The sequence below is a fragment of the Neokomagataea tanensis genome (assembly GCF_006542335.1).
In the GTDB taxonomy this organism is placed as follows: Bacteria; Pseudomonadota; Alphaproteobacteria; order Acetobacterales; family Acetobacteraceae; genus Gluconobacter; species Gluconobacter tanensis.
This window is the reverse complement of sequence record NZ_CP032485.1, coordinates 2026368-2050649: the sequence shown is the minus strand read 5'-3', so window position 1 is coordinate 2050649 and position 24282 is coordinate 2026368. Positions and strand designations below refer to the sequence as shown.

19 protein-coding genes and 1 pseudogene are annotated in these 24282 nt (G+C 51.2%); 5 read left to right on the top strand and 15 right to left on the bottom strand.

All coding sequences use genetic code 11. The features are described from left to right. Window positions 1–10 precede the first annotated feature (10 nt). Window positions 11–472, bottom strand: coding sequence for an Lrp/AsnC family transcriptional regulator (locus D5366_RS09275; RefSeq protein ID WP_141493245.1), 462 nt, complete (start codon window positions 470–472; stop codon window positions 11–13). 118 nt (window positions 473–590) lie between these two features. On the opposite strand from D5366_RS09275, the gene D5366_RS09270 reads away from it, so the two are divergent. Continuing rightward, window positions 591–2087, top strand: coding sequence for an aminotransferase class V-fold PLP-dependent enzyme (locus D5366_RS09270; protein WP_141493928.1), 1497 nt, complete (start codon window positions 591–593; stop codon window positions 2085–2087). A gap of 183 nt (window positions 2088–2270) precedes the next feature. Further along, window positions 2271–4850, top strand: coding sequence for a TonB-dependent receptor plug domain-containing protein (locus D5366_RS09265; RefSeq protein ID WP_141493243.1), 2580 nt, complete (start codon window positions 2271–2273; stop codon window positions 4848–4850). A 44-nt stretch (window positions 4851–4894) separates the two neighbouring features. Here the strand turns inward: D5366_RS09265 and D5366_RS09260 are convergent, their stop codons facing one another. The 5 genes and pseudogenes from D5366_RS09260 to metX all read right to left on the bottom strand — a co-directional run bounded on the left by D5366_RS09260 (window position 4895) and on the right by metX (window position 9452). Continuing rightward, on the bottom strand, window positions 4895–5245 hold the full coding sequence (locus D5366_RS09260; protein ID WP_141493241.1) for an ArsC family reductase: 351 nt from the start codon (window positions 5243–5245) through the stop codon (window positions 4895–4897). A gap of 148 nt (window positions 5246–5393) precedes the next feature. Continuing rightward, a pseudogene (locus D5366_RS09255) lies at window positions 5394–6751 on the bottom strand (DEAD/DEAH box helicase). A 313-nt stretch (window positions 6752–7064) separates the two neighbouring features. Next, complete coding sequence (locus D5366_RS09250) at window positions 7065–7670, bottom strand: nitroreductase family protein (RefSeq protein ID WP_141493239.1); 606 nt, start codon at window positions 7668–7670, stop codon at window positions 7065–7067. A gap of 61 nt (window positions 7671–7731) precedes the next feature. Further along, window positions 7732–8331 (bottom strand): methionine biosynthesis protein MetW, encoded by a 600-nt coding sequence (metW, locus tag D5366_RS09245; protein WP_141493237.1) that lies wholly within the window; start codon window positions 8329–8331, stop codon window positions 7732–7734. Next, on the bottom strand, window positions 8331–9452 hold the full coding sequence (gene metX, locus D5366_RS09240) for a homoserine O-acetyltransferase MetX (protein ID WP_373317518.1): 1122 nt from the start codon (window positions 9450–9452) through the stop codon (window positions 8331–8333). Before metX ends, metW begins: the two co-directional genes overlap by 1 nt. A gap of 476 nt (window positions 9453–9928) precedes the next feature. Here metX and D5366_RS09235 point away from each other — a divergent pair, with 476 nt between their 5' ends. Continuing rightward, window positions 9929–13450 (top strand): glycoside hydrolase family 99-like domain-containing protein, encoded by a 3522-nt coding sequence (locus tag D5366_RS09235; RefSeq protein ID WP_240775236.1) that lies wholly within the window; start codon window positions 9929–9931, stop codon window positions 13448–13450. A 41-nt stretch (window positions 13451–13491) separates the two neighbouring features. Here D5366_RS09235 and D5366_RS09230 read toward each other — a convergent pair whose 3' ends face one another. The 9 genes from D5366_RS09230 to D5366_RS09190 all read right to left on the bottom strand — a co-directional run bounded on the left by D5366_RS09230 (window position 13492) and on the right by D5366_RS09190 (window position 22815). Next, complete coding sequence (locus D5366_RS09230) at window positions 13492–14352, bottom strand: SDR family oxidoreductase (protein ID WP_141493232.1); 861 nt, start codon at window positions 14350–14352, stop codon at window positions 13492–13494. A 154-nt stretch (window positions 14353–14506) separates the two neighbouring features. Next, the gene (gene serS / locus D5366_RS09225; RefSeq protein WP_141493229.1) at window positions 14507–15775 is read right to left on the bottom strand and encodes a serine--tRNA ligase; all 1269 of its coding nucleotides are present in this window, start codon (window positions 15773–15775) and stop codon (window positions 14507–14509) included. A 23-nt stretch (window positions 15776–15798) separates the two neighbouring features. Beyond that, window positions 15799–16590, bottom strand: coding sequence for a twin-arginine translocase subunit TatC (gene tatC / locus D5366_RS09220; RefSeq protein WP_141493227.1), 792 nt, complete (start codon window positions 16588–16590; stop codon window positions 15799–15801). After that, the gene (gene tatB / locus D5366_RS09215; protein WP_141493225.1) at window positions 16587–17171 is read right to left on the bottom strand and encodes a Sec-independent protein translocase protein TatB; all 585 of its coding nucleotides are present in this window, start codon (window positions 17169–17171) and stop codon (window positions 16587–16589) included. The genes tatC and tatB overlap by 4 nt, the downstream gene beginning before the upstream one ends. Window positions 17172–17203: 32 nt before the next feature. Continuing rightward, on the bottom strand, window positions 17204–17788 hold the full coding sequence (scpB, locus tag D5366_RS09210) for an SMC-Scp complex subunit ScpB (protein WP_141493224.1): 585 nt from the start codon (window positions 17786–17788) through the stop codon (window positions 17204–17206). Beyond that, a complete protein-coding gene (locus D5366_RS09205) occupies window positions 17785–18543 on the bottom strand; it encodes a segregation and condensation protein A (RefSeq protein ID WP_141493223.1) in 759 nt (252 codons plus the stop codon). The genes scpB and D5366_RS09205 overlap by 4 nt, the downstream gene beginning before the upstream one ends. Before the next feature lie 7 nt (window positions 18544–18550). After that, a complete protein-coding gene (locus tag D5366_RS09200) occupies window positions 18551–19795 on the bottom strand; it encodes an SPOR domain-containing protein (RefSeq protein ID WP_141493222.1) in 1245 nt (414 codons plus the stop codon). Further along, on the bottom strand, window positions 19795–21600 hold the full coding sequence (gene argS / locus D5366_RS09195) for an arginine--tRNA ligase (RefSeq protein WP_141493221.1): 1806 nt from the start codon (window positions 21598–21600) through the stop codon (window positions 19795–19797). Before argS ends, D5366_RS09200 begins: the two co-directional genes overlap by 1 nt. A gap of 51 nt (window positions 21601–21651) precedes the next feature. After that, window positions 21652–22815 carry a deoxyguanosinetriphosphate triphosphohydrolase gene (locus tag D5366_RS09190; protein WP_141493220.1) on the bottom strand — a complete coding sequence of 388 codons (1164 nt, stop codon included), beginning with the start codon at window positions 22813–22815 and terminating at the stop codon, window positions 21652–21654. A gap of 200 nt (window positions 22816–23015) precedes the next feature. Between D5366_RS09190 and D5366_RS09185 the strand changes: the two genes are divergently transcribed. Together D5366_RS09185 and D5366_RS09180 are read left to right on the top strand one after the other, a co-directional pair. Next, a complete protein-coding gene (locus D5366_RS09185; RefSeq protein WP_141493219.1) occupies window positions 23016–23360 on the top strand; it encodes a HesB/IscA family protein in 345 nt (114 codons plus the stop codon). Continuing rightward, window positions 23314–24150, top strand: a complete 837-nt coding sequence (locus D5366_RS09180) for an exodeoxyribonuclease III (RefSeq protein ID WP_141493218.1) — start codon at window positions 23314–23316, stop codon at window positions 24148–24150. The genes D5366_RS09185 and D5366_RS09180 overlap by 47 nt, the downstream gene beginning before the upstream one ends. Window positions 24151–24282: the final 132 nt, after the last annotated feature.

Here is a 24282-nt window from a genome sequence, read left to right as displayed (position 1 = left end):
AATCCTTATCTCAGACGGGAAGATCGCGATTATCCGCAAAAGTCTCCATCGTCATGTATGACGTTATCGCATCAAGTTCGACACGCCCAATTATCTGCTGATACACGCGGTCAAAATCTTTCATATCCCGCGCAACAACTTTCATAAGATAATCATACTCACCTGCGATCCTAAAAAAATCAACAATGTTTGGGATGGCCATTACGACATTTCGAAAAGTCTCAAACCACTCACGCGCGTGATGCCGAGTACGTACAAGCACGAAAACCGTGAGCTCAAGTCCCAATGCTTTAGGATCAAGCCGGACCGTATCACGGCAAATTACACCTTGGTTGCGCAAGGCATGCAAGCGCCGCCAACAAGCGTTCTGAGACAAGCCTACACGCTCAGCCAGTTCACGCTGAGAAGGAGTTCCTTGCTTTTGCAAGATTCGAACGATTTCACGGTCAATATGATCTAATTTTTCACTCATAATGCTTCATATGACCACAAAATCACTCTTAAAATCTATAAAAAAGGCATTTTTCTTTGCTCAAAGGACGATAATCTTCTCTCAACACGCCAACTTTCTCAGCAAATGATCGATGACAATGTCCCTGCATGAAGCGCCCTCCATTCTTCCAAATGATAGTGTCAGCGCCTTTAAGGCTTTCGGACATTCCCTCCGCACCAGAGGTGTTGAAGGATTGAAGAATGATGTTATTGGCGACGGGACACTCATTCAAACTCATTTCGGTACCGTCCCGCTACTTTACGCCGACTATGTTGCTTCGGGCCGCGCATTGGCACCCATTGAGCGGTTTGTCATGGAGCATGTTCTGCCATTTTATGCGAACAGCCATACCGAAGCATCTTATTGCGGAAGCAGCATGACCCGGCTACGCAATGAAGCACGCCGCACAATTGCTGAACTCTGCGGTGCACCTCAAGGCAAATTTAGTACGATCTTCTCAGGCGCTGGCGCCACGTCTGGTTTAAATCGACTTGTGCACCTGGCTGAAATCCCACTGTATTGCACATACGGCTCACGGCCAATCATTTTTATCGGCCCGTACGAACATCATTCAAATATTTTGCCTTGGCGCGAATGTGGCGCAGAAATTGTTGAGATCCCCGAAGCTCCTTTTGGTGGCCCCGATCTAACGGTGCTCGAAGCCGAGTTGGAAAAAGTCAAACACTCTGACCCCGAAAACAAGCGCCTGAAAATTGGCTCATTTTCCGCCGCATCGAACGTGACCGGTATCGTAACTGACGTTGATGCCGTCACACGGCTTCTCAAACGCTTTAACGCCTTGGCTTTTTGGGATTATGCTGGCGGTGGCCCTTACCTCCCCATCGATATGAAATCTGGCACGCCTGAAGAAAAAGATGCAGTTGTTGTTTCCTGCCACAAATTTCTCGGTGGTCCGGGCGCTTCCGGCATTTTAATAGTGCGCGATGATGCCTTTAAGCGCCGTACGCCCTCAGCACCGGGCGGTGGCACTGTAAAATTTGTATCTCCTTGGGGCCACGACTACAGCGACTCTCTGACTGCCCGCGAGGAAGGTGGCACGCCGAACGTCTTAGGTGACATAAGAGCCGCCCTTGCTTTTATTGCCAAAGATGCAATTGGCGCGGCCTACTTGGAAGCACGACAGGATCACCTGCGGCAAAAAGCCCTTGCCGCGTGGAAAAACCATCCCGCCATCGAAATTTTGGGAAATACCCACGCTTCCGCCCTACCAATTTTCTCTTTTCGTATCCACGACCTCGAAAACGGCGGCTTTGTTCACCAACAGCTCTTCACCCGCATGCTATCTGACAAATACGGGATCCAAGCTCGCGGCGGCTGTGCGTGTGCAGGCCCATATGCACACCGCCTGCTTGATATCGACGAATCCGAATCTGAAACAATTCGCTCCGCTATCATGAGCGGAGAAGAAATTGAGAAGCCAGGATGGGTCCGTCTTAACTTCAGCGTGTTAATGAGTGATGAAAAGGTAGACTTTATCCTGAAATCCGTCTCGGACCTTGCCCTAAACCCGCATGCTACGGCTTCTTTCTATCAGGTTGACCGTACTACAGCCCGTTTCAAACCAGCTGCTTAATCGTGCCCCACTTCGAATGGATCCTCACTTTAACCGAGGATTCATTCGAAAAATCTCCATGTCAAATTGTGTCCATACAGCAACAAAACGACAGACAAAAACATATCGGATAAGAAACATAATTGATCACCTCGCTCTTTAGTGATCGACTTGTCTCACCTCTTCAACGAGACAGGGATCGTTATGAAACGGCGTCAACACCTTTTATTTGCGACTATTTTAGCCTCAACAGCTTATATCAGCGCTCCTTTCTCCGCGGCGGAAGCTGCAACTAATCATCTTAAAAAAACAAATCATCCTTCAAAAATATCATCTAAAAATGCAGCAACACCACCACATCACGTTGCACCCACCTCTCCTCGCCACCGCTACATTGAACCACGTTCCGAAGATGAATCCGTCGTTGTAACAGGCACACATGCTACAAACCGCCATGCGCGCCAGAGCATTGCTCCAATCAGCGTTATTTCTAATGCTACGTTGCGACGTTCAGGCATGGTGAATCTGGCCGATGCCATCACACGCACTTACGCCCAAATTAACGTTTCCAATATGGGTGCTGATACTGGCGCCCTGACGTCATCCATTCGTATGCGCGGCCTCAATCCAAATCAGGTTCTCGTGCTGGTCGACGGAAAACGCCGTCATACCACCGCTAATATTTATCAAGACAGTGGGCCGGAATTCGGCGCAACGCCTGTGGACCTCAGTATGATACCTGCCAATATGGTAGATCATATTGAGGTACTGGAAGATGGCGCGGCTGCTATGTACGGTTCCGATGCGATTGCCGGCGTGGTCAATATCATCACCAAAAAACAAAACCACGGCTTCAACATGTCAGCTCAAACTGGAGCAAATGCCTATAATGGCGATGGCTGGCAATACCAAATCAACGGAGATGGCGGCTTTAAATGGGGGAAAGACGGCTACGTTCATATTGCCGGACAGCTTACACATGCCGACCACTTCGTAACGAAAAACGTTTTTGACCATCGTCTGGTAAATTACGGGCCGGCAGACGCAGCAGGCCAAGTCTACACTGCACCTGCTGGTGGATACCAGCCTCCCGCAACCAGCAACAAAATTATGAGTACGCCCGAGGAAACACGGGAAAATCTGTTCGTTAATTTTGGCCACTCAGTAACCGAAACGACCGACTTCTATGGCCAGATTACTTACGCTCATCGCCATTCAGAAGGCTTTGAAAACTACCGTACGCCTGCCGTAATACCTGAAATACATCCATACGGCTTCTCCCCAATCGAGACCAACGAAGAAAACGACTTTGCAGCCTTGTTAGGCCTAAAGGGAGAAGTCTTCGGCTTCGATTGGGACCTCAACACAGTTTATGGCCAAGACAGAAACATTATTGGCAATAAAAATACGGCCAACCCGAACCTTTACGCTGCAACGGGCTACACCCCCACTGATGCGCGTGCAGAAACCTATGCCATGTCTCAATGGACGAACAGCCTAGATTTCCGCCGTCATTTCAACCTTTTTAACGCTGTACCAGTCACATGGGCTTTCGGCGCTCAACACCGCTTGGACGGGTATAAAATTATTGAAGGCAACCCTGCCTCATACGAACTGGGCGGCACGTCCGGTTATGCGGGCCTGACCCCACAAGACGCCGGAACATGGTGGCGCAATATTTGGGCTGGCTATATGGACGGTGATTTCCACTTTACCCCAAAGTGGGAAGTGGATTTTGCGGGGCGTTTTGAGCATTACACAGACGTTGGTAATAACGAAATCGGCAAAGTCTCCACCCGTTACGACTTTACCAAGCGCATCGGTATCCGCGCGACGATCAGCAACGGTTTCCGTGCTCCCACACTCGCTGAGCAAAACTTCAGCGCTTTGAACGTATCGCCAAACGGCGCGGGTGGTCTCCTCCCCGTCAACTCGGCAGCAGGCCGTTCGCTTGGTGCATCCCCGTTGAAACCAGAACGCTCCGTCAGCGCGAGCGGTGGTATCGTCGTAGAGCCAATTACCGGTTGGCATGTTGAAACCGACGTATACCAAATCAACATTCGTGACCGGATCGTCCAAGGTGGAACAACCAACGGACTTGCGGCCATTTCAGCCATTGAACAAATGGGTCTGGTCCTACCTAGCACCATTACGCCAAGTGATTATAACAACGTCTCAGCCTATTATTTTGCCAATGGTGCAAGTACACGCACTCAAGGCTTGGACATCAAAACGGACTATCTGTTTCACCTACACAAATTTGGCAATCTCGACGTAAGCGCTGCCTTGGACCTAAACCGCACGCGCCTTCATCACAATGGGATTGGCGCAAACGGCCAGCCCTTGCTGACAGAACAAAACATCGCAGCAATCACAACAGAATATCCACGCAGCAAGCTTATCTTAAACGCTTACTGGACCTACCAGAATTGGGACGTCAACCTACGCCAAACGCGTTACGGCGAAACGACTGGTATGCTGACGTATGAAGATTGGACACCGTCTACGGCAATCTGCCCGAAAGACGGAAACAGCCTCCAATATTCAAACTCCTGCTTTTATCAGTTTAAAAACACTCCTCGTTGGCTAACTGATTTGGAAATTGGCTACCGCTTCAACGAGCATTGGCACGTAGCCGTCGGTGGCAATAACCTCTTCAACATTCGCCCACGTAAGGTGCCAGAATTTGTAAACAGCCTTGGCGCAACAGTCTACGACCAGGACTCAGCACAAGTTCCGATGTATGGCGGTTACTATTACGGGCGTATCAACGCTTCATTCTAAACAACACGCGAAGAGCCGGCCTTTAAAAAGGCCGGCTTTATTTTTTACTTTTGAAAAAGCGCCGCATATTGATCGGGTTTAAAGCCCAAATGTATTATTTTTGTGCTTTTTACTAAAATAGGCCGCCGCATTAGCGTTGGCTGTTCCAATAAAAATTCGAGGGCTGTTTCAGCGTTTAAGCGCTGTTTGTCATCATCTGACAATTTCCGGTACGTCATACCGCTTCGGTTTATGAGCTTGTCCCACTCAACCTGCTGCAACCATTCTTTTAGTGTCTCAGCAGCAAGGCCATCTTTTCTGAAATCATGAAAAACATAGGCCTCACCGGCTTCATCCAACCAGCGGCAGGCCTTGCGTACTGTGTCGCACGTTTTTATGCCGTACAGGGTCATCATATCGTCTTATCCTCACCAGAAATGCGTATTTCTATAAGCCAAGGACAGATAATACAAAAACTCGGTCTAGTGCTGCGGTAAAAAACAATGATCCTTTACCGCAGCGTTACCCCATCAAAGGAAACTTAACTTAATGGGGCAGAAATTTTTAAGAAGGACGACGCCCCGGGGAACGTGGCTTGCCACCTCCTGCACGGGGTGCGCCGCCACCGCTCCGGCCACCTTGGCCATGTCCACCTTGCGGCGGACGACGACGGCCACCGCCGCCACCCGCACCACCACCGCCGTTGCCACCACCACGTGGGCCACCACGGCCACCGCCTCTACCGCCACCTAAAACAGGGGGACGCTGGGTGGAGTTTTGCGCAGCATCAGAGTGATAAGGGTGATCAGTTACGACAGGAATATCTTTATCGATCTTTTTTTCGATATCCCGCAACCATGCACGCTGTTCTGCATCGCACAGAGAAACAGCCCAACCATCACGCCCAGCACGGGCAGTACGACCAATGCGGTGAACATAAGATTCTGGTACGTTTGGCAAATCGTAGTTAAAGACGTGCGTCACGTCGTCAACATCGATACCGCGTGCCGCAATATCAGTTGCCACGAGCACCTTAACAGTACCATTACGGAAGCCTGACATAGCGCGCTCACGTGCGCCCTGAGACTTGTTCCCGTGTATTGCTTCGGCCGTAATACCTTTTTTATTCAGGAATTCCGCTACTTTATTGGCTTCGTGCTTCATAAGAGTGAACACGACAGCCCGCACAACATTCGGGCTATCAACCAACATGTGTACGACGTCTTTTTTGTTCGCCGTATCGACAAACATGACCGCCTGACGGATACGGTCCACTGTGCTGGACTCAGGCGTTACTTGTACTTTCGCTGGTTTTTTCAACAACGAGTGGGCAAGCTCATTGATGGACGAAGGCATCGTTGCTGAAAACAGCACCGTTTGCCGCTCGTCTGGTACGAGTGCCATGATGCGACGAATGTCGCGGACAAAGCCCATATCGAGCATGCGGTCCGCCTCGTCTAGAACCAGCACTTCCAGCGAAGATAAATCAATGTGGCCTTGCCCTATAAGGTCCAAAAGGCGGCCGGGTGCAGCGACAAGTACGTCAACACCACGGCGCATAGCCTCAATTTGGCGCCCTTGGCCTACTCCGCCAAAAACAACCGCATGCTTAAAAGGCATATGCTTGGCGTAGGTGGTGAAGTTTTCATCAATTTGCGAGGCGAGCTCACGCGTAGGGGCCAGCACCAACGCGCGCATACCCTTGGGGGGGCTTTTCGGCGATCGCGGAAGAGGCGGTCCAAAATGGGAAGCGCGAAAGCAGCAGTCTTACCCGTACCAGTCTGCGCCAGACCCAGCAGGTCCCGCCCTTCCAGCAGATAAGGGATTGCACCGGCCTGAATAGGGGTCGGTGTCTCGTAACCAGCTTCGGTCAACGCTTTTTGAATGGGATCGGCCAAATTCAGCGCGGCAAAATTCGTCATGGCCCCCTCCTAAGGGACGGCTAAACACGGTTCGCAATCAAGCGACGTTCAACGCTCCATAACGCGCATAGCGGCACGAACTCTGAACGTAAGCGGAGATTGTTTCCGCCTCTCTGATGGCAACTCAATTTGCCTTCAGTGACGAGCACACATGCTTTTTCGAAAAGAGCCGCGTGCAAAGAAAACTATCACCCCCGGCTCTACAAACCACGAGCCGAGGGCGGCACCACTATAGCAACTCTACTGCCCCCGCAAGGGAGCCGTGACAAAGAGGCCCTGTTGTCACGATCATCCTGCATTTAATTTCAGACGTTCAAAACGTATCGTGCGCCACGATTTCTTCGAGCGGTAAGAAACCACCGCGCCCCTTGGGGGCTTCCAGGCCTTTACCCAAGGCTACAAACATCACCAACTCATAGTCCTTTGGCAACCGGATAATTTCCGCAACAGATCCGAAATCAAACCCATCCATTGGACAGGTCTGCAAGCCGTGCGCTGCGGCCGCCATCATCAAGGCATAGGCCGCAATACCACTTGAACGAAAAGCTTCGTCTCTCTGGACCTGCGGTTTGCCTTCATAATACTGGCGGATCATCCCAGTGTATAATTCCTGTACCTGCTCTGGAGTATCCTTCCAGTAGCGTGCCGGGTCTTTTTGCCAAGCCTGCGTATCCGCACAAATAATAATGAGGGCCGCGCACTCTTCAATTTGCGGCTGATTCCAAGCAACTTCTTTAATCTTACGACGCTGCTCGGCATCCCTCACGACAAGAAAACGATAATTTTGAAGATTAAACGCTGTAGGTGCGTAGCGGGTGGTGTCCAGTATGGAGGTTAATTCTTCATCAGAAATTGTATAGGAAGGGTCAAAGCTTTTCTGGGCGCGGCGTGTTCGAATGGCTTCTATGATAGCGTTCATGTCGTAACTCCTTTGCGCAACATGTTCCTTCCCCTAACGCCCTATGGCCAAGAGGTTTCACTCAAGAACGGCTCAGCAAAAACAATGCTTGTTCACCAAAAAGATTGGCCCATCTGACTGACCGGCGCCAAGGTGCCTTGGCGCCATCCTCATCTACAGCCAGCCATTGCCTAATTGTGTAATTCTCTTCTTCACAAAGCACGACAAAATCACGGATGGTGCACGGATGGATGTTCGGCGTCTGGTGCCAAGGCGTACTCCAGACTTGCGTCATAGGCATTCTACCCGTTGTCAGAAGCTGTAACCGCAAGCGCCAATGACCAAAATTTGGGAACGATACAATTGCATGTCGGCCAATACGCAGCATTTGCCGCAAAACCTCCTGCGGCCGCTCAACGGCCTGCAGTGTCCGCTGCAAAACAACAAAATCGAACGTATCATCGGGGTAATGAGCCAAGTCATGATCAGCATCGCCATGCACAACAGGCAGACCATGCGCGACAGACTGCGTCACGCTCTGCATATTCAGCTCTATTCCCCGAGCATCGCATTTACGCGTGCGGTACAAATAATCGATCAGCGTGCCATCGCCGCTACCAACGTCTAAAACACGCGAGCCCGGAGTGATCATTTCCGCAATAATTTGCTGGTCCACACGCATTAGTTTTGTACCTTCTTCAGGCCTGCATGCTCGGCAGCACCGTCCAAGAAACCGTGGATCGTTCTATCCAAGTCTGGCTCTTCAAGCAGAAAAGCATCGTGACCTCTGTCACTTTCAATTTCGACAAATGAAACATTGGCACCTGCCCTGCTCAACGCGCGAACCAATACCCGGGACTGAGACGTCGGGAAGAGCCAATCTGAGCTAAAAGACACTACACAAATACGAGTTCTGCAATCTTTGAACGGAAGCGATAAATCCCCGCCAAAATCTGCAGAAAGGTCAAAATAGTCCATAGCGCGCGTAATTGTGAGGTACGAATTTGCATCGAAGCGCCGTACAAAAGTGGACCCTTGATGCCTTAAATAACTCTCTACTTCGAACATCTCGCCAAATAAAAACGTATCTAACGTGACCCCTGCCTGACGCACACGCCTTCCAAACTTACGATTTAAGGCTTCTTCTGAAAGATAGGTTATGTGCGCCATCATGCGCGCCACACCAAGCCCCCTAGCCGGAATTGCCCCAAAATCACGGTACCGCCCTTTATGCCAATCAGGGTCAGCGAAAATAGCCTGCCTGCTCACCTCGTTAAACGCTATGTTTTGCGCTGAGTGATAAGGGGATGTCGCGATTGGTAACGCTGCAAATACACGATCGGAGTAGCGTGCAATCCATGTCAAAGCCTGCATGCCCCCCATGGAGCCACCAACGACCGCAAATAACCGGCCAATACCTAAATGATCGATCAGCTTTACCTGAGCGGCAACGATATCATTCATAGTAATTTGCGGAAAATCGCTATCCCACGCCGCCCCCGCCTCAGCACGTAGAGACGTCGGGCCTGTCGTACCCAAACACCCACCAAGGACATTCGAGCAAATGACAAAAAAACGGTCCGTATCAATTGGCTTTCCCGGACCAACCATTCTGGACCACCAACCCGGCTTACCGGTGAGTGGGTTTTTCTCCGCGACGTACTGATCGCCGGTTAAAGCATGACAAATGAGTATGGCGTTATCCCGCGCAGGCGCTAACTGACCATATGTACAATAGGCAATTTCGAGCAAAGGAATGTGCTCACCGCATTCAAGGGAAAGACCGTCTTCCAAACGCACCATTTTATGCGTGAATGCAGAAGTCCGCTCCTCACCATTTAAATGGGAGTTATCCGTTTTTGTCTCACTGGACATGCCAACCCTTCCCGATGCGCCTTAACACCAAACTGAACGATACGAGGCGCGCCTAACCCTGAGCATATGATATGACATTCCGCAGATGAGCCGTAAAGCCAACATCCTATTGACGATTTATTAACGAATGATATTATGCAAAGAAATACCATATTTTATGGAAAATATAATCTATATTTAGGATAATTAGCTTTATGGCTGATAATTTTGTACCAAAGCCAAGCTTTTTACAAATAATTGGTCATTCGGGAATATTCGATCCAGAATATTATATAAAAAATAATCCAGATTTAAAAACCATAGGTACTGATTGCCTAAAACACTACCATTTCTATGGATGGAAAGAGGGAAGAAAACCTAATCAATTCTTTGACTCCCATTGGTATTTAGAAAAAAATAGAGATGTGCACGAAAACCCTCTTTTGCATTATATAACGCACGGAGAACGAGAGGGGCGCAAACCTATTTCGTGGTTTGATCCGGTTTGGTACAAACAAACCTACACTGTTCCAGAAGGCATGCTGGCCTTGGCGCATTACCTTCTCAACCGTCAGCGGCCAGAAATACGCCCAATTCCTGAATTTGATCCCGTATTTTACCTCAAAACCTATACTGACGTCGCACAAGCGAATATGGACCCTTTAGAGCATTACATGCTGCAAGGCTTCCGAGAAGATCGACGCCCTTTTGAAGGCTTTGACCCTTTTTATTATCGTCGTCGGTATCTAAAATTTTTACCAGACTCGAACCCTCTACTTCATTATCTGGAAAACAAAAACAGGCCGGATGTATACCCTGCCCACAGAAACGACGATATTACCGTTTTCAGGGATGTAAAACGTTTTTGCGCGCCCGGAAACTTATTCGAAGAACGTAAAAAATTACCTGAAAATTCCATGAAGAGAGCGCGTATATTTGCGTTCTATCTACCCCAATTTCATTCTATTCCAGAAAATAATCATTGGTGGGGTGAAGGTTTCACAGAATGGACGAACACTGCTCGCGCCATGCCCCGCTTTGCAGGCCATTACCAACCACGAACACCCCGGGATTTGGGCCATTACACCCTTGACTCACCTGACCTCTTAAAACGCCAAGCACAAATGGCACATGAAGCCGGGGTCGAAGGGTTTATATTTTACTTTTACTGGTTTAACCGCCAGCGCCTTCTAGAAACACCACTGGAGATCTTACTCCGACATCCTGAAATTGATCTCCCATTTTGCCTAATGTGGGCAAATGAAAATTGGAGCCGTCGCTGGGACGGGTCGGATAGTGACCTACTCATAGCACAAAATTACCATCCTAATGACGATGAAGCGCTCGTTGACTGCTTTGCCCGCCACATGAAAGATGCACGCTACATTCACGTCAACAACAGGCCCTTGCTAAAGATATATCGTCCGGACACTATTCCTTGTGCACGTAAAACGCTGGCGCGCTGGCGCCATCTATTCAAAGAACGCCATAACCTCTTTCCTCTCTTCGTTGTAGGGCAAGCCTTCAATAGCGGGGACCCAACCCCCTTAGGAGCGGACGGTGCTTTCGAATTTCCACCCCACAAAGTGGTTGCGAATTGCCCCCTCTTAAACGACGACGTTACGCTTTTTGACGAAGACTTTGGCGGCCAGATTTATAATTACGAGGATATTGTAACACGGGCTCTCCAACACGAAACACCGCCCTACCCCCTCATACGCACAGCTTGCCCGTCATGGGACAATGACGCGCGGAAACAAGGAAAAGGCCTTGTTCTCCACGGCTCTACACCAGAACTTTATAAAAAATGGCTCAACGGCCTCATAGACTTTGCTCAGAAAAACCCATTTCACGGCGAGAGCATTGTTTGTGTAAATGCATGGAACGAATGGGCGGAAGGTGCCTATCTGGAACCAGATCAGCACTTTGGCAGTGCTTACCTTAACGCAACAGCAGCAGCTTGCGCCGGCTTCAGCACGACGAATAATACAAACAAACTGCTTCTGATTGGCCATGACGCCTTCCCGGCAGGCGCTCAAACTTTACTTCTTGAAATTGGACGCTCACTCAAAGCAACACGCGGCATTGAATTACAATTCGTACTTCTGGACGGCGGCGCGCTTTTAGACGACTACCGCGCCATCGCACCTGTTGAGCTTTTGCCCGCCGATACACCTAATCTGACTGAAAAGCTCTCGTTTTTCCATCGGGCGGGATTTCAGCATGCTATCTTGAACAGCGCTGCTTCCTCTATGTTAGCGTCTGCACTTCACCAAGCGAACATAAGCTTCACATTTTTAATACACGAGCTTCCTAATTTATTGGCCGACCGTCAGCTACAAAATTCATTAAACGATGCCTGCGCAGTCGCCAAGACAATCATTACACCTGCACCATTCGTCGCTGAGCAATTATCTCTGTCTCATTTCCCAAATCTAAACCTTCTGCCTCAAGGTCTTTACCAAAAAATTACTTATTCAAAATTAGCCCGCCAAGATTTACGAAACCAAATCAATCTTACCAGCGATAAAAAACTCATCATTGGCATCGGTTATGCTGACATCAGGAAGGGCTTTGATCTTTTCATTCAATTATGGCGTGAATTGCCTGACGATACACACGCTGTTTGGCTCGGCGATATTGATCCCTCACTCCATCGAGGCCTTGCTTATGACCTTGAGGCAGCAAAAAAAACGAGCCGGTTCCATCTGCCCGGCCGGGTTCACAACGTTAGCGACTGGCTCTCCGCCGCTGATTATTTCGTCCTTACCTCACGGGAAGATCCATACCCCTCCGTTGCGCTAGAGGCGTTATCGTCTGGCCTCACATGCTTCGCTTTTGACAAAACGGGCGGCATACCCGACCTGCTCCGTAGCCTCAATTCAGAGCCTTCTCCTGCAGTCCTGCATCACATTTTGCCGTTTGGTCACATCCGCGATATGGCCCGCTCTATTCAGTCAATCGAGACTCCACCGCCCAGCCAACGAAAACTTCAAATACGCCGTATGGCGCAGCGCTTCAGCTTTGCACATTACGTGGATCGCCTCTTGTCGCTCACCATACCGACCCTACCTCGTGTCTCTGTGATCGTTCCCTCTCACAATTATGCGCAATATCTAGGCCAAAGACTGGCTTCCATTTTCGGGCAAACGCACCCAGTGCTGGAGGTCATTGTCCTTGATGACGCCTCACGTGATGGCAGTGTTACAGTCGCAGCAGAAACCGCCCAAAATTGGGGACGAACAGTGCGTTTGGTAAGCAGCCAAACACCTTCAGGTTCAGTTTTCCAACAATGGCGTAAAGGACTTGAACTTGCACGCGGCGAATGGGTGTGGATTGCAGAGGCAGATGATCTGAGTGATTCAGATTTCCTTGAAAAGCTGTTAAACGCCGTCAGGCAGAAGCCGAATGCCGTCATGGCTTTTTCGGATAGCCGCGCAATAGATGCTGAAGGGAAAACCCTTTACCCTTCCTACAAACCTTATTGCGCAGAAAGCTGCGAGGCACTGCTCGAGCACGACGCAAGCTTTGACGGGGCGTACTTTGTTGAACACTGCCTTTCCGAGCGCAATACAATCCTAAATGTCAGCAGCGCAATTTTCAAAAGGCAGGCTTTGCGCCAAGCCCTAAAGACCTGTTCTGAAGACCTCACCAACCTCAAGATTGCAGGGGACTGGCGCACATATATTGAATTATTGGGGCAAAGCGACGCTGAAATTGTTTATATCAGCAAGCCCCTCAACGCACACCGCAGACACACAACTTCCGCAACCCATGTGAGAGACAGCGCGGCACACTTAAACGAAATTCACTACATCCATACATTGTTAAAAGAGCGCCTGAGCCCATCTGAATCAATAAATCATGCTCAAAAACAATACATAGATAAAGTAAGCCTTCATCTCGGCAAAAGACGTGTCATTGAAAATATGCGTGCCGAATTTTGAATAACTTGGGTGCAGTTTATGATCTGCACCCAAATTTTAATTTAGCCATTTATAATCATGCCGCCATTAACGTGCAGCGTCTGCCCTGTCACGAAGGATGCGTCTTGGCTGGCCAGATAAACATAGGCTGGGCCAAGTTCTGCCGGGTCGCCGCAACGTTCCATCGGTGTGCTTTTCCCCAAGTCAGCTACTGCCTGCGGGTCAACCGGCCCCCAGCTTGCAGGCTGCAACGGCGTCCAAACAGGCCCCGGTGCTACCGCATTGACGCGCACGCCATGCGTAACGAGCTCAAGAGATAACGCACGTGTAAAACCAAGCTCCGCAGCTTTGGTAGTCGAATATGCTAGAAGTGACTTATTGCCTGTAAAAGCATTGATTGACGACGTATTTATGATCGCAGAACCAGCACTTAGATGCGGTACGGCTGCACGTGCCAGATAAAAATATCCGTTTACGTTGATATTTAAATGCCTTTGCCATTCTTCGTCGGAGATCGAGCAAATATCCTCGCTAATGACTTGGATGCCTGCATTATTAACAAGTATATCAAGGCCTCCAAGCGTTTTAACCGTTTGGGCTACAGCATCGTTACAAACCACGCTGGAGGATACGTCTCCAGAAATCAGCAGGCACTGGCGTCCTTCTTTTTCAACCAAGCGTTTGGTTTCTTCAGCATCCTCATCCTCCTCTAGGTAGAGGATAGCTATATCAGCCCCTTCCCTCGCAAAGTGTAATGCGACCGAACGTCCAATGCCACTGTCACCACCGCTGATGAGGGCCTTTTTGCCAGCAAGCTTCCCGCTTCCAACATAATCTGCACGGATATGGAGTGCTGCTGGTTCGAGCGCACTTTCAACGCCAGGCTGATGCTCTTGTGATTGTGGAGGTATCTCTTTGGGCATGAGAGTATCTTTCGCTCACGATTGGCCCTCAACCATGAGGGCATCTTACCAAAAAAACGCCACTCCAGCAGTGATGTTCCTGCGATAACCGATCTGTGATGTGGGCCGCAGCTACCCGCTAAGGCAACTGCCAGCCCATTACTCAAACGCCCCCCTATGCAGCAGAGATAATCGCCATCCCGCCCATATAAGGTACCAAAACATCTGGGACTGTGATGCTACCATCTTCGTTTTGGTAGGTTTCCATTAACGCAATCATGGTACGTCCTAGCGCCAACCCTGAACCGTTAAGCGTATGCACAAAAGCTGGGCCCGTCGCCGTACGATAACGCGCGTTCATGCGACGCGCCTGAAATTCGCGCGTGTTTGAACATGACGAAATCTCACGCCAAGCACCTTGACCGGGCAACCATGCTTCAAGGTCGTAGGTCTTGGCAGCGCCGAAGCCCGTGTCACCAGCACACAGCAACATACGACGGAAAGGAATATCTAAACGCTCTAGGATGGTTTCCGCAGCCTTGGTCATGCGTTCATGTTCAGCATCACTCGCTTCGGGGGCAACGACAGAAACAAGCTCACACTTCATAAATTGGTGCTGGCGCAACATACCGCGTACGTCCCTACCGGCGGACCCTGCCTCAGAGCGGAAACATGCTGAAAGTGCCGTCATGCGGATGGGAAGAGCGCTTTCTGGCAGGATATCCCCCATGACCGAAGCGGTAAGCGGGACTTCTGCAGTAGGGATCAACCAACGCCCATCCTCTGTGCGGAAGGATTCTTCAGCAAATTTCGGAAGTTTGTCGGTGCCATACATTGCAGCATCGCCGACAAGGAGAGGCACACTTGTCTCTGTGTACCCGAACTCGGTGGTATGCGTATCCAGCATGAACTGCCCCAGAGCGCGTTCCAGCCGCGCCAGCGCGCCACGCAGCATCACAAAGCGCGCACCTGATAACTTACTCGCCGTGGGGAAATCCATTAACCCAAGCTGTTCGCCCAATTCGAAGTGCTGCTTGGGCGCAAAAGCAAACTCACGACGTGTTCCCCGCTCGTGAACGACTACGTTTTCTTTTTCATCTTTACCATCTGGAACCGTCGCATCCAGTTGGTTTGGCAACGCTTTCAATACATCGTTGATGCTCGCGTCGAGCAGGTTTGCCTTTTCTTCAAGCGTAACGATTTCTTCGCGGAGTTCTACTGCGCGTGTCTCCAACGCAGTTGTATCTGCGCCAGAGCGCTTACCTTGCCCAATTTCTTTAGCAATCGTTTTGCGCGCAGCTTGTGCATCCTGTAGCGCGGACAACGCTGCACGACGAGCCTCATCTTCCGCTACCAGACCTTCACCAACTGGCGACAAACCACGGCGCTTGAGCGCAGCATCGAAAGCAGCAGGATCAGCGCGCAGGGCTTTAAGGTCATGCATAATTAAGGCTCCGTTTTTTCATCTTACACTTCATCAACATCATCGGGCTCCGGCTTGGGTTCTATCAAGCGTGCCGTAATAATAGACACTTCATACAAAGCTACCAACGGAACTGCGAGGCTTAACATCGTAATAGCATCAGGCGGAGCAATAATGGCTGCTACTGCGAAAGATGCTACAACGGCATAGCGACGAAATTTTTTCAGCTGGGCAGTACTGACTAAGCCCACGCGCGCCAGTAGCGTCAGAACGACGGGTAACTCAAAACAAATACCAAACGCCAAAATCATTTTTGTTACGAGCGTTAAATACTCAGACACTTTGGCCTGAAGCTCGATTTGCATTCCTTCACTGCCAGGAGCATTGGTCTGAAACGACACAAAGAACTTCCAAGCAAATGGGAAGACCACGTAATAAGCTAATGCAGCCCCTATTACGAACATTACGGGCGTAGCCACCAAAAACGGAGCGAACGCCCTTTTCTCACTTTTGTACAAACCGGGAGCAATGAAAATCCATGCTTGGATCGCAATCATGGGAAATGACAAAAATGTCGCCCCAAACAATGCAACCCGGATATACGTGAAAAACGCCTCGTACAAGGCTGTATAAATAAGATGTGGCTGCTCACCGTTTTGCCGCATGACATCGCCCAACGGGGCGGCCAGAAAACGGTAAATATCTCCGGCAAAATGATAACATAGGCCAAATGCCACCACAAAAGTAGCAATTGACCAAATTAACCGCCGCCTCAGTTCAACAATATGTTCCAACAAAGGCATTGGCTTGTCATCAATCATGTCCGTTTCGCTCATGCCTTTGGTTCTCCATGCGTAATCGGCACGCGGCGGCCATGATGTATCGTTCTTACGGGCGGCAAAATATGAGGGGCTTGCCAGCGCTTGCGCTCCCTCAGCAAGCGCCGCGCCGTGGTTGGCGGCACTATTACGGGCGCGCTCTTCACGTCAGCATTAATTTCGTGTTCGACAACTTCAGGCTCGGGTAATGCGCCCCCGCCAAAAGGCTCTGCCGGTCCCGAAACAGGCATGGGCGGTGGCGGTGGAAGCGGCGCTGGCGGTACGCGGGGTAAAGCCGAGAAATCGCGCTTATTGTCTAAAGCCAATCCGCGATTAAGGCTCCCGTCTTCATCGACAAACCTGTTTACCCGGTCTCGCAAATTGAAATTGCGCAAATTGCGAAAGTCATCGCGTGCCTCAGACAAATCAGAATCACGGACCATATCGTCAACATGAGATTGAAACTCCGAGGCCATGCGCCGCATAGCCTTCAGTCCATTCGAAACCGTACGGATCGCAACCGGCAAATCTTTCGGGCGAATAAAAATCATTGCCACGATCACGAACAACGCGATCTCAGAGAAACTAAAGTCGAACATGCGCCAACTCTACTCCTTCACAGCCTTCTCGCCTATCCTTCATCTGAAGGCTTTACCAAAGTTGACGCGCTTTCTTCCTCTTCCGTTGTCGCCCGGTCCAACAGAAAATCTTCTCGCCTTGGTAAAGCAGACAACCCAGCCAGCCCAAAAGCTTCTAAAAACCGTGATGTCGTGCCCCACAAGACCGGACGCCCAGGAACATCTTTGCGCCCCTTTGGCGCGACCAAACCGTCCTCCAGCAAAGCGTCTAAAACCGCTTGTCCCAGCGCAACACCTCTAACGGATTCAATCTCAGACCGTGTACAAGGCTGATGGTAAGCAATAACGGCTAGCGTCTCCATCGCACTGCGGCTCAACCGGCGAGGCTTTTCTATAATACGCGTCAGAAAGGCTGCGTATTCCGGCCGCGTCCTGAATTGCCAACCATGTGCCACTTCAACCAATTCAATGGCATGCCCTTCAAAACGTTGGCTTAGAATTTCCATTATTTCATGGACGCCATGTTCCAATTCCTGCGACTTAAGTACATCCGCCATAACCGCCACACGCACCGGTTCTGGCGAGGCAAAAATTAATGCTTCAAGTATATTCGTCGCTTTGATCTGATCGATATTCATACAGCCGCGCTACGGAACTGAATTTCAGAAAATGCTTCATCTTGCCGCAGCTGAACCAAACCTGTCTTGGCCATTTCCAAACCCGCGACCAGAGACCCTGCCAGAGCTGCATGACGCCCGATCGCTGTTTCTTCCTCAGCAAATAATTCAGGCACAATAACTGTCAAAGCGCACCACTCCCGACCATGCCCGTCAGACAATAACGCCCTGAGGCGCTGTAAAGCGTCCTGTACGCTCCAATAACGCCTGACTTTGGGGGTATAAACACGCTTTTTAAATGTTCTTCTACGTGCGGAAACGTAAGCCGTTATCAAGGACGGTAAATCTACTCGCAAACCTGACCGGTCGATTTCAGTGTGGTCTTCCCCGGCGCCACGCCGAAAAACTGTGGTCCCAAGCCTCGGCTGTCCCGCGAGCCATAGAGCTGCTTTCCGCATAATCTCTAATTCAACGAGCCGCCCTTGCAAGAGTCCGGCAGCCTCTTCCGCCTCAGGGTCGTTTTGCTCCGCAGGCAATAAGAGCCGTGATTTCAACCACGCAAGCCACGCAGCCATAACGAGCCAGTCCGCCGCAAGCTCTAGCCGGAAAGCACGCGCTTCTGCTCGAGCTTTATCAACTAATGCAAGATACTGCTCAACAACCTGCAAAATGGAAATATGGGCGAGGTCCACCTTTTGTGCTCTCGCAAGTTCGAGCAGCAAATCAAGTGGACCCTCATACCCATCAAGCGCGAGATGCAGTGTGTCTTCGCTCAACCGTGCCTCAGAATTGCGCTGGAGTGCACGCAATAGACTGCGCGTGCAACTTTACACAAAACGCTCTCGCCGCTTTACCATCCGTAAAGCCCCCAATCCGCAGCCGAACAAAACTTCGCTCACCTTGGGTTGTATGCTCAAAAAGCGGCGAATGGCCAGCCAAAAGGCCTCCCGCTTTCCCTTTCAGCGTCTCCCATTCCTGATGCGCAGCCGCGTCTGTGTTCAACGCTGCCAATTGCACTTCGTGATGACCCGTACCAACACTATGCGGCGCTTCCTCCGGGGTTGGGGATGGAGGTGGCAATGGCGCAGCAACTGCTGGCTTGGGTGCAGGTTGAAGTGCCGGCGCGGGTCCGACTTCCTGCCGAATGATACGCTCGCGTTCTGGCGATACATGACGCGACGTGATAGCTGACCGCACTGGTGGCGCCGCAGCCGTGCCTGCCCCCGTATCTTCATCGTCTCCATCATCATTTTTTTGCAGCGGCGCAGACTGCTTGGGCGGCACATTTTGTGCAACACCCAAAGGCGGCAAGGCAGCAGGCGGCGCTTTTGGTGCTTGTTGTCCTGTCGCGGTGGCTTCTGTGCCCTGCGTAGGAGTTGACCCGGTAGGAGCACTAGCCGTAGCCGCGTTATTCTGATTATTAGCTGCCACATCAACGGGCGGGTTGGCCGGAGCCGTACCGCCTACAGGCCCTGCTGCTGGCTTTGCTTCTGGCGGCGCTCCATATTGCCGAGCAAACGCTTTTGTATCAGGCTGCTCCGGCGCAGGGGCTAAATGTGCCTCACCATTTCCGGTCATGTCGGCGCCATCATCGCCAGCCATTATTTGCATGCCGCCCGGATCTGCCGGAACCTCACGTACCGGCCCCGGTGGTGGCCCAATGATTGGCACGCCGCTGTGGTGCTTGCCTACAAGTGACCAGCCTCCAACAGCGACGAGCAGAACAGTCCCTATCGCAACTGCCCCGCCAACCAACTTACGTGTGGCCGGATCACTACCTAAAAAGGACGTCACGCCGCCTGCTGCGGTACTGCCACCTCTGCCCGTACCTGTCGTCGCGGGGCGTGCTGCCCCCTTACGACGCGAGGGTACGTCGTCGTAATCTTGGCTCAAACGCTCACGCCCCGGCGACCGCGCCTCAGGAGGGCGCGCTGTTGCTCGGTCATCACCTCCCCCGAGCGGGCGGCGAGGAAGATCATCCCGCCGTGGTGGCTCATCACTGCGATAGCCGTCACCACCATCTGACATTACATTTCCTCCACCGGCTCAACGCCAAGAATGGCCAGAGCATTACGCAATACTTGAGCAATAGCAGAAACCAGCGCCAACTTGGACAGGCTCAACGCACGATCGTTCTCATGCAAGAAGCGCAGTGCTGCGTCCTCGCGCCCACGGTTCCACAATGCATGGAAATCCGATGCCAAATCCACGCAATATGTTGCGATACGATGCGGCTCACGTGCAATAGCAGCAGCCTCAACCGTGCGTGGGAATGCGGCTAGGCGTCGCAGCACCGTAATTTCTGCATCAGAAGACAGCCCCGACAAGTCCGCCGCCCCCAAATTTTCGGCCGTCAACGCGTCATGACCAAACATTGTCGCGGCTGAACGCAGCACGGAGCGGCAGCGTGCGTGAGCGTATTGAACGTAAAACACAGGATTATCCCGTGTTTGTGCCACTACGACGTCAAGGTCAAACTCCATTTGTGCATCAGCTTTACGGGTCAGCATCGTGAAGCGCACGGCATCCCGACCGACTTCGTCCAACAGATCCCGCAACGTCACAAATGTTCCCGCACGCTTGGACATGCGCACCGGTTCGCCGTTTTTCATGATGCGCACAATCTGGCACATCACGACTTCAAACCCGGTTTTACCTTCCGTCAATGCCGAAACTGCTGCCCGCATCCGCGAAACATAACCGCCGTGATCCGCGCCCAGCACATCAATCAAGACGTCAGCGTCACGTGCTTTCTGCGCATGGTAACCGATATCGTTCGCAAAATACGTGTTGGATCCATCCGATTTACGCAGCGCCCGGTCGGTATCATCGCCGAAATCCGTTGAACGGAACAAGGTCTGCGGGCGCGGCTCCCAATCTTCTGGTGTCTTGCCTTTGGGTGGCTCCAGAACACCCTCGTATAGCAAGCCTTTAGCATCCAATTGGCCGATGGCTTCATCCACTAGACCAGATGCCAAGGTTTCTGCTTCTGACGCAAAAACCTTATGCTCAATTCCAAGCGCGCCCAGATCCTCACGGATGGCAGCCATCATGCGCACCAGCGCCATTTGCCGTACAGTCTCAAACCAAACGGAAACGTCTGCGGGGCCGCCATCTTCAGCAGCTAGAGCGCGCCCGTGCTCTTGAGCAATCGCTTCAGCCACCGGGATCAAGTAATCTCCTTGATACTGTAAACCGTTTGGCGTCAGCTTCCCAAAAGTTTCAGCGTCAATTGCGGTACCTATCGCTTGCAGATAGCGCCAATAAACAGCCCATGTCAGCGCAATAACCTGAGCCCCAGCATCATTGATGTAGTACTCACGCGTAACGTCATGGCCTGCTGCCTCCAGCAAGTTCGCAAGAGCATCACCAACCACTGCCCCGCGGCAATGACCAACGTGCATCGGCCCTGTCGGGTTAGCAGAAACGTACTCAACATTTACGCGCTGGCCATGTCCCAAGCGAGAGCGCCCGAATGCCCCGCTAGAATGCAAGACTGTCCGGCTTACACCTTGCAAGACATCTGCCTTCAGGGTGAGGTTAACAAAACCCGGCCCGGCGGCTTCTGCCTTAGCTATGGTAGGCAAATCAGCCAGTGCTTTTACCAAATCAGCCGCAATATCGGCAGGCTTGCGACGCGCAGGCTTAGCCGCCAAAAGCGCCGCGTTGGTTGCCATATCACCATGGGCAGCATCACGAGGAGGCGTTACTTCAACCCGTGCCAACACTGCCTCTGGCAAATCAGGCACCACTGATCGCAGGGCCGTGCACACCAGTTCGCGCGTCTGTGCGAACAAGCAGTCGGTCGTGGGGGTGGAAGTAACTGCGTCCATGATTAGTTCGAGTCCTGTCGTGTCTATCTTCATCAAAAAAACGTGGCCTTATCAGCCCAGCACAGAGAGATCCGTCAACCGTTGATGTTCTTCCATCGCAAAGCGGTCCGTCATCCCTGCAATGTAGTCAGCAACCAAACGGCGTAGTTGCTTTTCATCTGCGGCCTCAGCCCGATCACGCCATGGATCGGGCAAAAGCCTTGGTTCATCTGTCAACGTCTCAAAAATTTCCGCTACAGCTATGCGTGCTTTACGCGCCATACGATTTACACGCCAGTGACGATAGAGCCGCGCGTACAAAAACGTGCGAATAGCCTTATTTTTTTCCCATATTTCGGGACTAAAAGCGACAACAGCCTTTTCTGCATGCCGGATATCATCCGCAGATTGCGGATTAAGAGCAGCCAAGTTCCGCTGAGTTTGTTCGGTCAAATCCGTTGCCAGCGCGTTTATAACCAACCGGACAGTTTCATGCCGTGCTCTTTGCGCCTGATCCTGCTTGCCGCGCCCTGTCGCACGCTCGAGCGCTCTTGAAGTTTCCAACGCCTCCCCGACGATGGGTAAATCTTCAATATCCTCAAACGTCAGCAGACCTGCACGCAAACCATCATCCAAGTCGTGACCGTGATACGCTATGTCATCAGCAAGCGCTGCGACCTGCGCCTCAGCCGAGGCAAAACTGTGCAGATCAAGGTTATGAATTGCATCATATTCTGCCATATAGGGCGTCGGATTAAGAACAGGCCCATTGTGTTTGGCCAGACCTTCCAAGGTTTCCCACGTTAAATTCAAACCATCAAAGGTGTGATAACGCGCTTCAAGTTTGGTTACCAAACGAAGAGACTGGGTGTTGTGATCAAACCCTCCCCAATCCTGCATTACCTTTGACAGGCCGTCCTCTCCAGCATGTCCAAACGGGGTGTGCCCCAAATCATGAGCAAGCGCTAAAGCCTCTGTCAGATCTTCATTCAATCCCAGACTACGGGCAATGGAGCGGGCAATTTGTGCCACTTCCAACGAATGTGTCAGCCTTGTACGGAAAAAATCACCTTCATGGTTGATAAAAACCTGCGTCTTGTACTGAAGCGTCCGAAAGCCCGTACAATGGATGACCCGGTCACGGTCGCGCTGCCAAGGAGAGCGCGTGGCACTCTCATCTTCCGCAAATAAACGTCCTCGCGCAGCTTGCTCCTGAACAGCGTAAATGGCCGGCATCTCGTACTCATCCTTACCCTGATCAGCCCAATTATTACGGCTGAGTGTTTATCAAGATAGCCTCGATCCTGTCTATTTTACGCTCCATGGCGCCTAGCGCAACACTGCCTCTTTGCGCAGGTGCATTCCATCGCCATATGGGAGTGTGCTACCTTTCCTTTAACTAAAGGAACGGACCAGTCGGAACGGACACTCCACTTATGCCTGATACACCTAATTTTTCCATCTCTGCCAGCGCTGCCGCACGAATTTGCGACATCATCTCCGCTCAGCCTGACCCTAATGGCTTAGCCCTGCGCGTTGCTGTATTAGCAGGCGGCTGCAACGGCTTTCAGTATCAATTTAAACTCGATACCAACCGTAACACCGATGACCAAATACTAACGCGCGATGGCGCAACCGTCGTTGTCGACGAAACGAGCTTAGACCTCCTTGACGGCGCAGAGCTCGATTTCATCGACAAATTGATGGGGGCGCATTTTACCGTAGCCAATCCGAATGCGGCCTCCTCCTGTGGCTGTGGCACCAGCTTCTCTCTGGCCTGAAATTACTATTGTGACAGACGCTGCTCTTTGTTTCGCCACGTGGAATATTAACTCTATTCGCGCCCGCGCTCATCTTGTCCATGACTGGCTTGACCGCAATCCAGAATGCACCCTGCTCGCACTGCAGGAAATTAAATGCGAAGAGCATCAATTTCCTAGCTCCTTTGCTGAGGCAGGCTTGCACGTCGCAATTCTTGGCCAAAAAGCCTATAACGGCGTAGCATTCATCTCCCGCCGCCCTATCAGTGTGACGATGCAAGGTTTGCCAGGCGTAACTGACCCCGCATCCCGCTACATAGAGGTGGAATGCGATGGTTTCCGGTTGGGCAATTTGTATCTTCCAAATGGCAATTCCGGCGGAGACGAAGGTTACGCACGGAAAATTGCTTTCTTCGATGGCTTAACCGAACGCTCACGCACTCTTCTTGCCCAGAAAATACCTTTTGCTTTTATCGGCGATTACAACGTTTGCCCCACGGATGCGGACCTCGCCCCGGGTGCCCTCTCTGCTCAAGACGCACTCGTGCGCCCCGAGACGCGGTCAGCGTTTCGCCGCTTGCTTTGGACAGGCCTTACCGACGCTCTAAGAGCGCTGCACCCTTCTGGTCCCTATTATACATTCTGGGATTATCAATCTGCCGCGTTCCAACGCAATTCGGGCATCAGAATTGATCACGCCCTCCTCTCCCCTCGCGCTGCAGAGCGCCTAAAAAGCGTTAGCATTGACCGAGACGAACGCGCCCGTGAAAAATGCTCGGACCACGTTCCTGTTATTATAAAATTAGCCTAGAACTGAATTAGCGGCCCGGACATCTGGCAAAACTATAGACCGGGCCAATAAACGTATTTAATTATTGTATAACTCTATTGAATAAATAGATAAAAAAATTATTCCGTTCTTAGCCGAGATCAGTATCAAAAT

What these genes read in the sequence shown, in the direction of transcription:
- D5366_RS09275 (WP_141493245.1), bottom strand. Translation starts at nt 472, where the DNA reads ATGAGTGAAAAATTAGATCATATTGACCGTGAAATCGTTCGAATCTTG.
- D5366_RS09270 (WP_141493928.1), top strand. Translation starts at nt 591, where the DNA reads ATGTCCCTGCATGAAGCGCCCTCCATTCTTCCAAATGATAGTGTCAGC.
- D5366_RS09265 (WP_141493243.1), top strand. Translation starts at nt 2,271, where the DNA reads ATGAAACGGCGTCAACACCTTTTATTTGCGACTATTTTAGCCTCAACA.
- D5366_RS09260 (WP_141493241.1), bottom strand. Translation starts at nt 5,245, where the DNA reads ATGATGACCCTGTACGGCATAAAAACGTGCGACACAGTACGCAAGGCC.
- D5366_RS09250 (WP_141493239.1), bottom strand. Translation starts at nt 7,670, where the DNA reads ATGAACGCTATCATAGAAGCCATTCGAACACGCCGCGCCCAGAAAAGC.
- metW (WP_141493237.1), bottom strand. Translation starts at nt 8,331, where the DNA reads ATGCGTGTGGACCAGCAAATTATTGCGGAAATGATCACTCCGGGCTCG.
- metX (WP_373317518.1), bottom strand. Translation starts at nt 9,452, where the DNA reads ATGGTGCGTTTGGAAGACGGTCTTTCCCTTGAATGCGGTGAGCACATT.
- D5366_RS09230 (WP_141493232.1), bottom strand. Translation starts at nt 14,352, where the DNA reads ATGCCCAAAGAGATACCTCCACAATCACAAGAGCATCAGCCTGGCGTT.
- serS (WP_141493229.1), bottom strand. Translation starts at nt 15,775, where the DNA reads ATGCATGACCTTAAAGCCCTGCGCGCTGATCCTGCTGCTTTCGATGCT.
- tatC (WP_141493227.1), bottom strand. Translation starts at nt 16,590, where the DNA reads ATGAGCGAAACGGACATGATTGATGACAAGCCAATGCCTTTGTTGGAA.
- tatB (WP_141493225.1), bottom strand. Translation starts at nt 17,171, where the DNA reads ATGTTCGACTTTAGTTTCTCTGAGATCGCGTTGTTCGTGATCGTGGCA.
- scpB (WP_141493224.1), bottom strand. Translation starts at nt 17,788, where the DNA reads ATGAATATCGATCAGATCAAAGCGACGAATATACTTGAAGCATTAATT.
- D5366_RS09200 (WP_141493222.1), bottom strand. Translation starts at nt 19,795, where the DNA reads ATGTCAGATGGTGGTGACGGCTATCGCAGTGATGAGCCACCACGGCGG.
- argS (WP_141493221.1), bottom strand. Translation starts at nt 21,600, where the DNA reads ATGGACGCAGTTACTTCCACCCCCACGACCGACTGCTTGTTCGCACAG.
- D5366_RS09190 (WP_141493220.1), bottom strand. Translation starts at nt 22,815, where the DNA reads ATGCCGGCCATTTACGCTGTTCAGGAGCAAGCTGCGCGAGGACGTTTA.
- D5366_RS09185 (WP_141493219.1), top strand. Translation starts at nt 23,016, where the DNA reads ATGCCTGATACACCTAATTTTTCCATCTCTGCCAGCGCTGCCGCACGA.
- D5366_RS09180 (WP_141493218.1), top strand. Translation starts at nt 23,314, where the DNA reads ATGCGGCCTCCTCCTGTGGCTGTGGCACCAGCTTCTCTCTGGCCTGAA.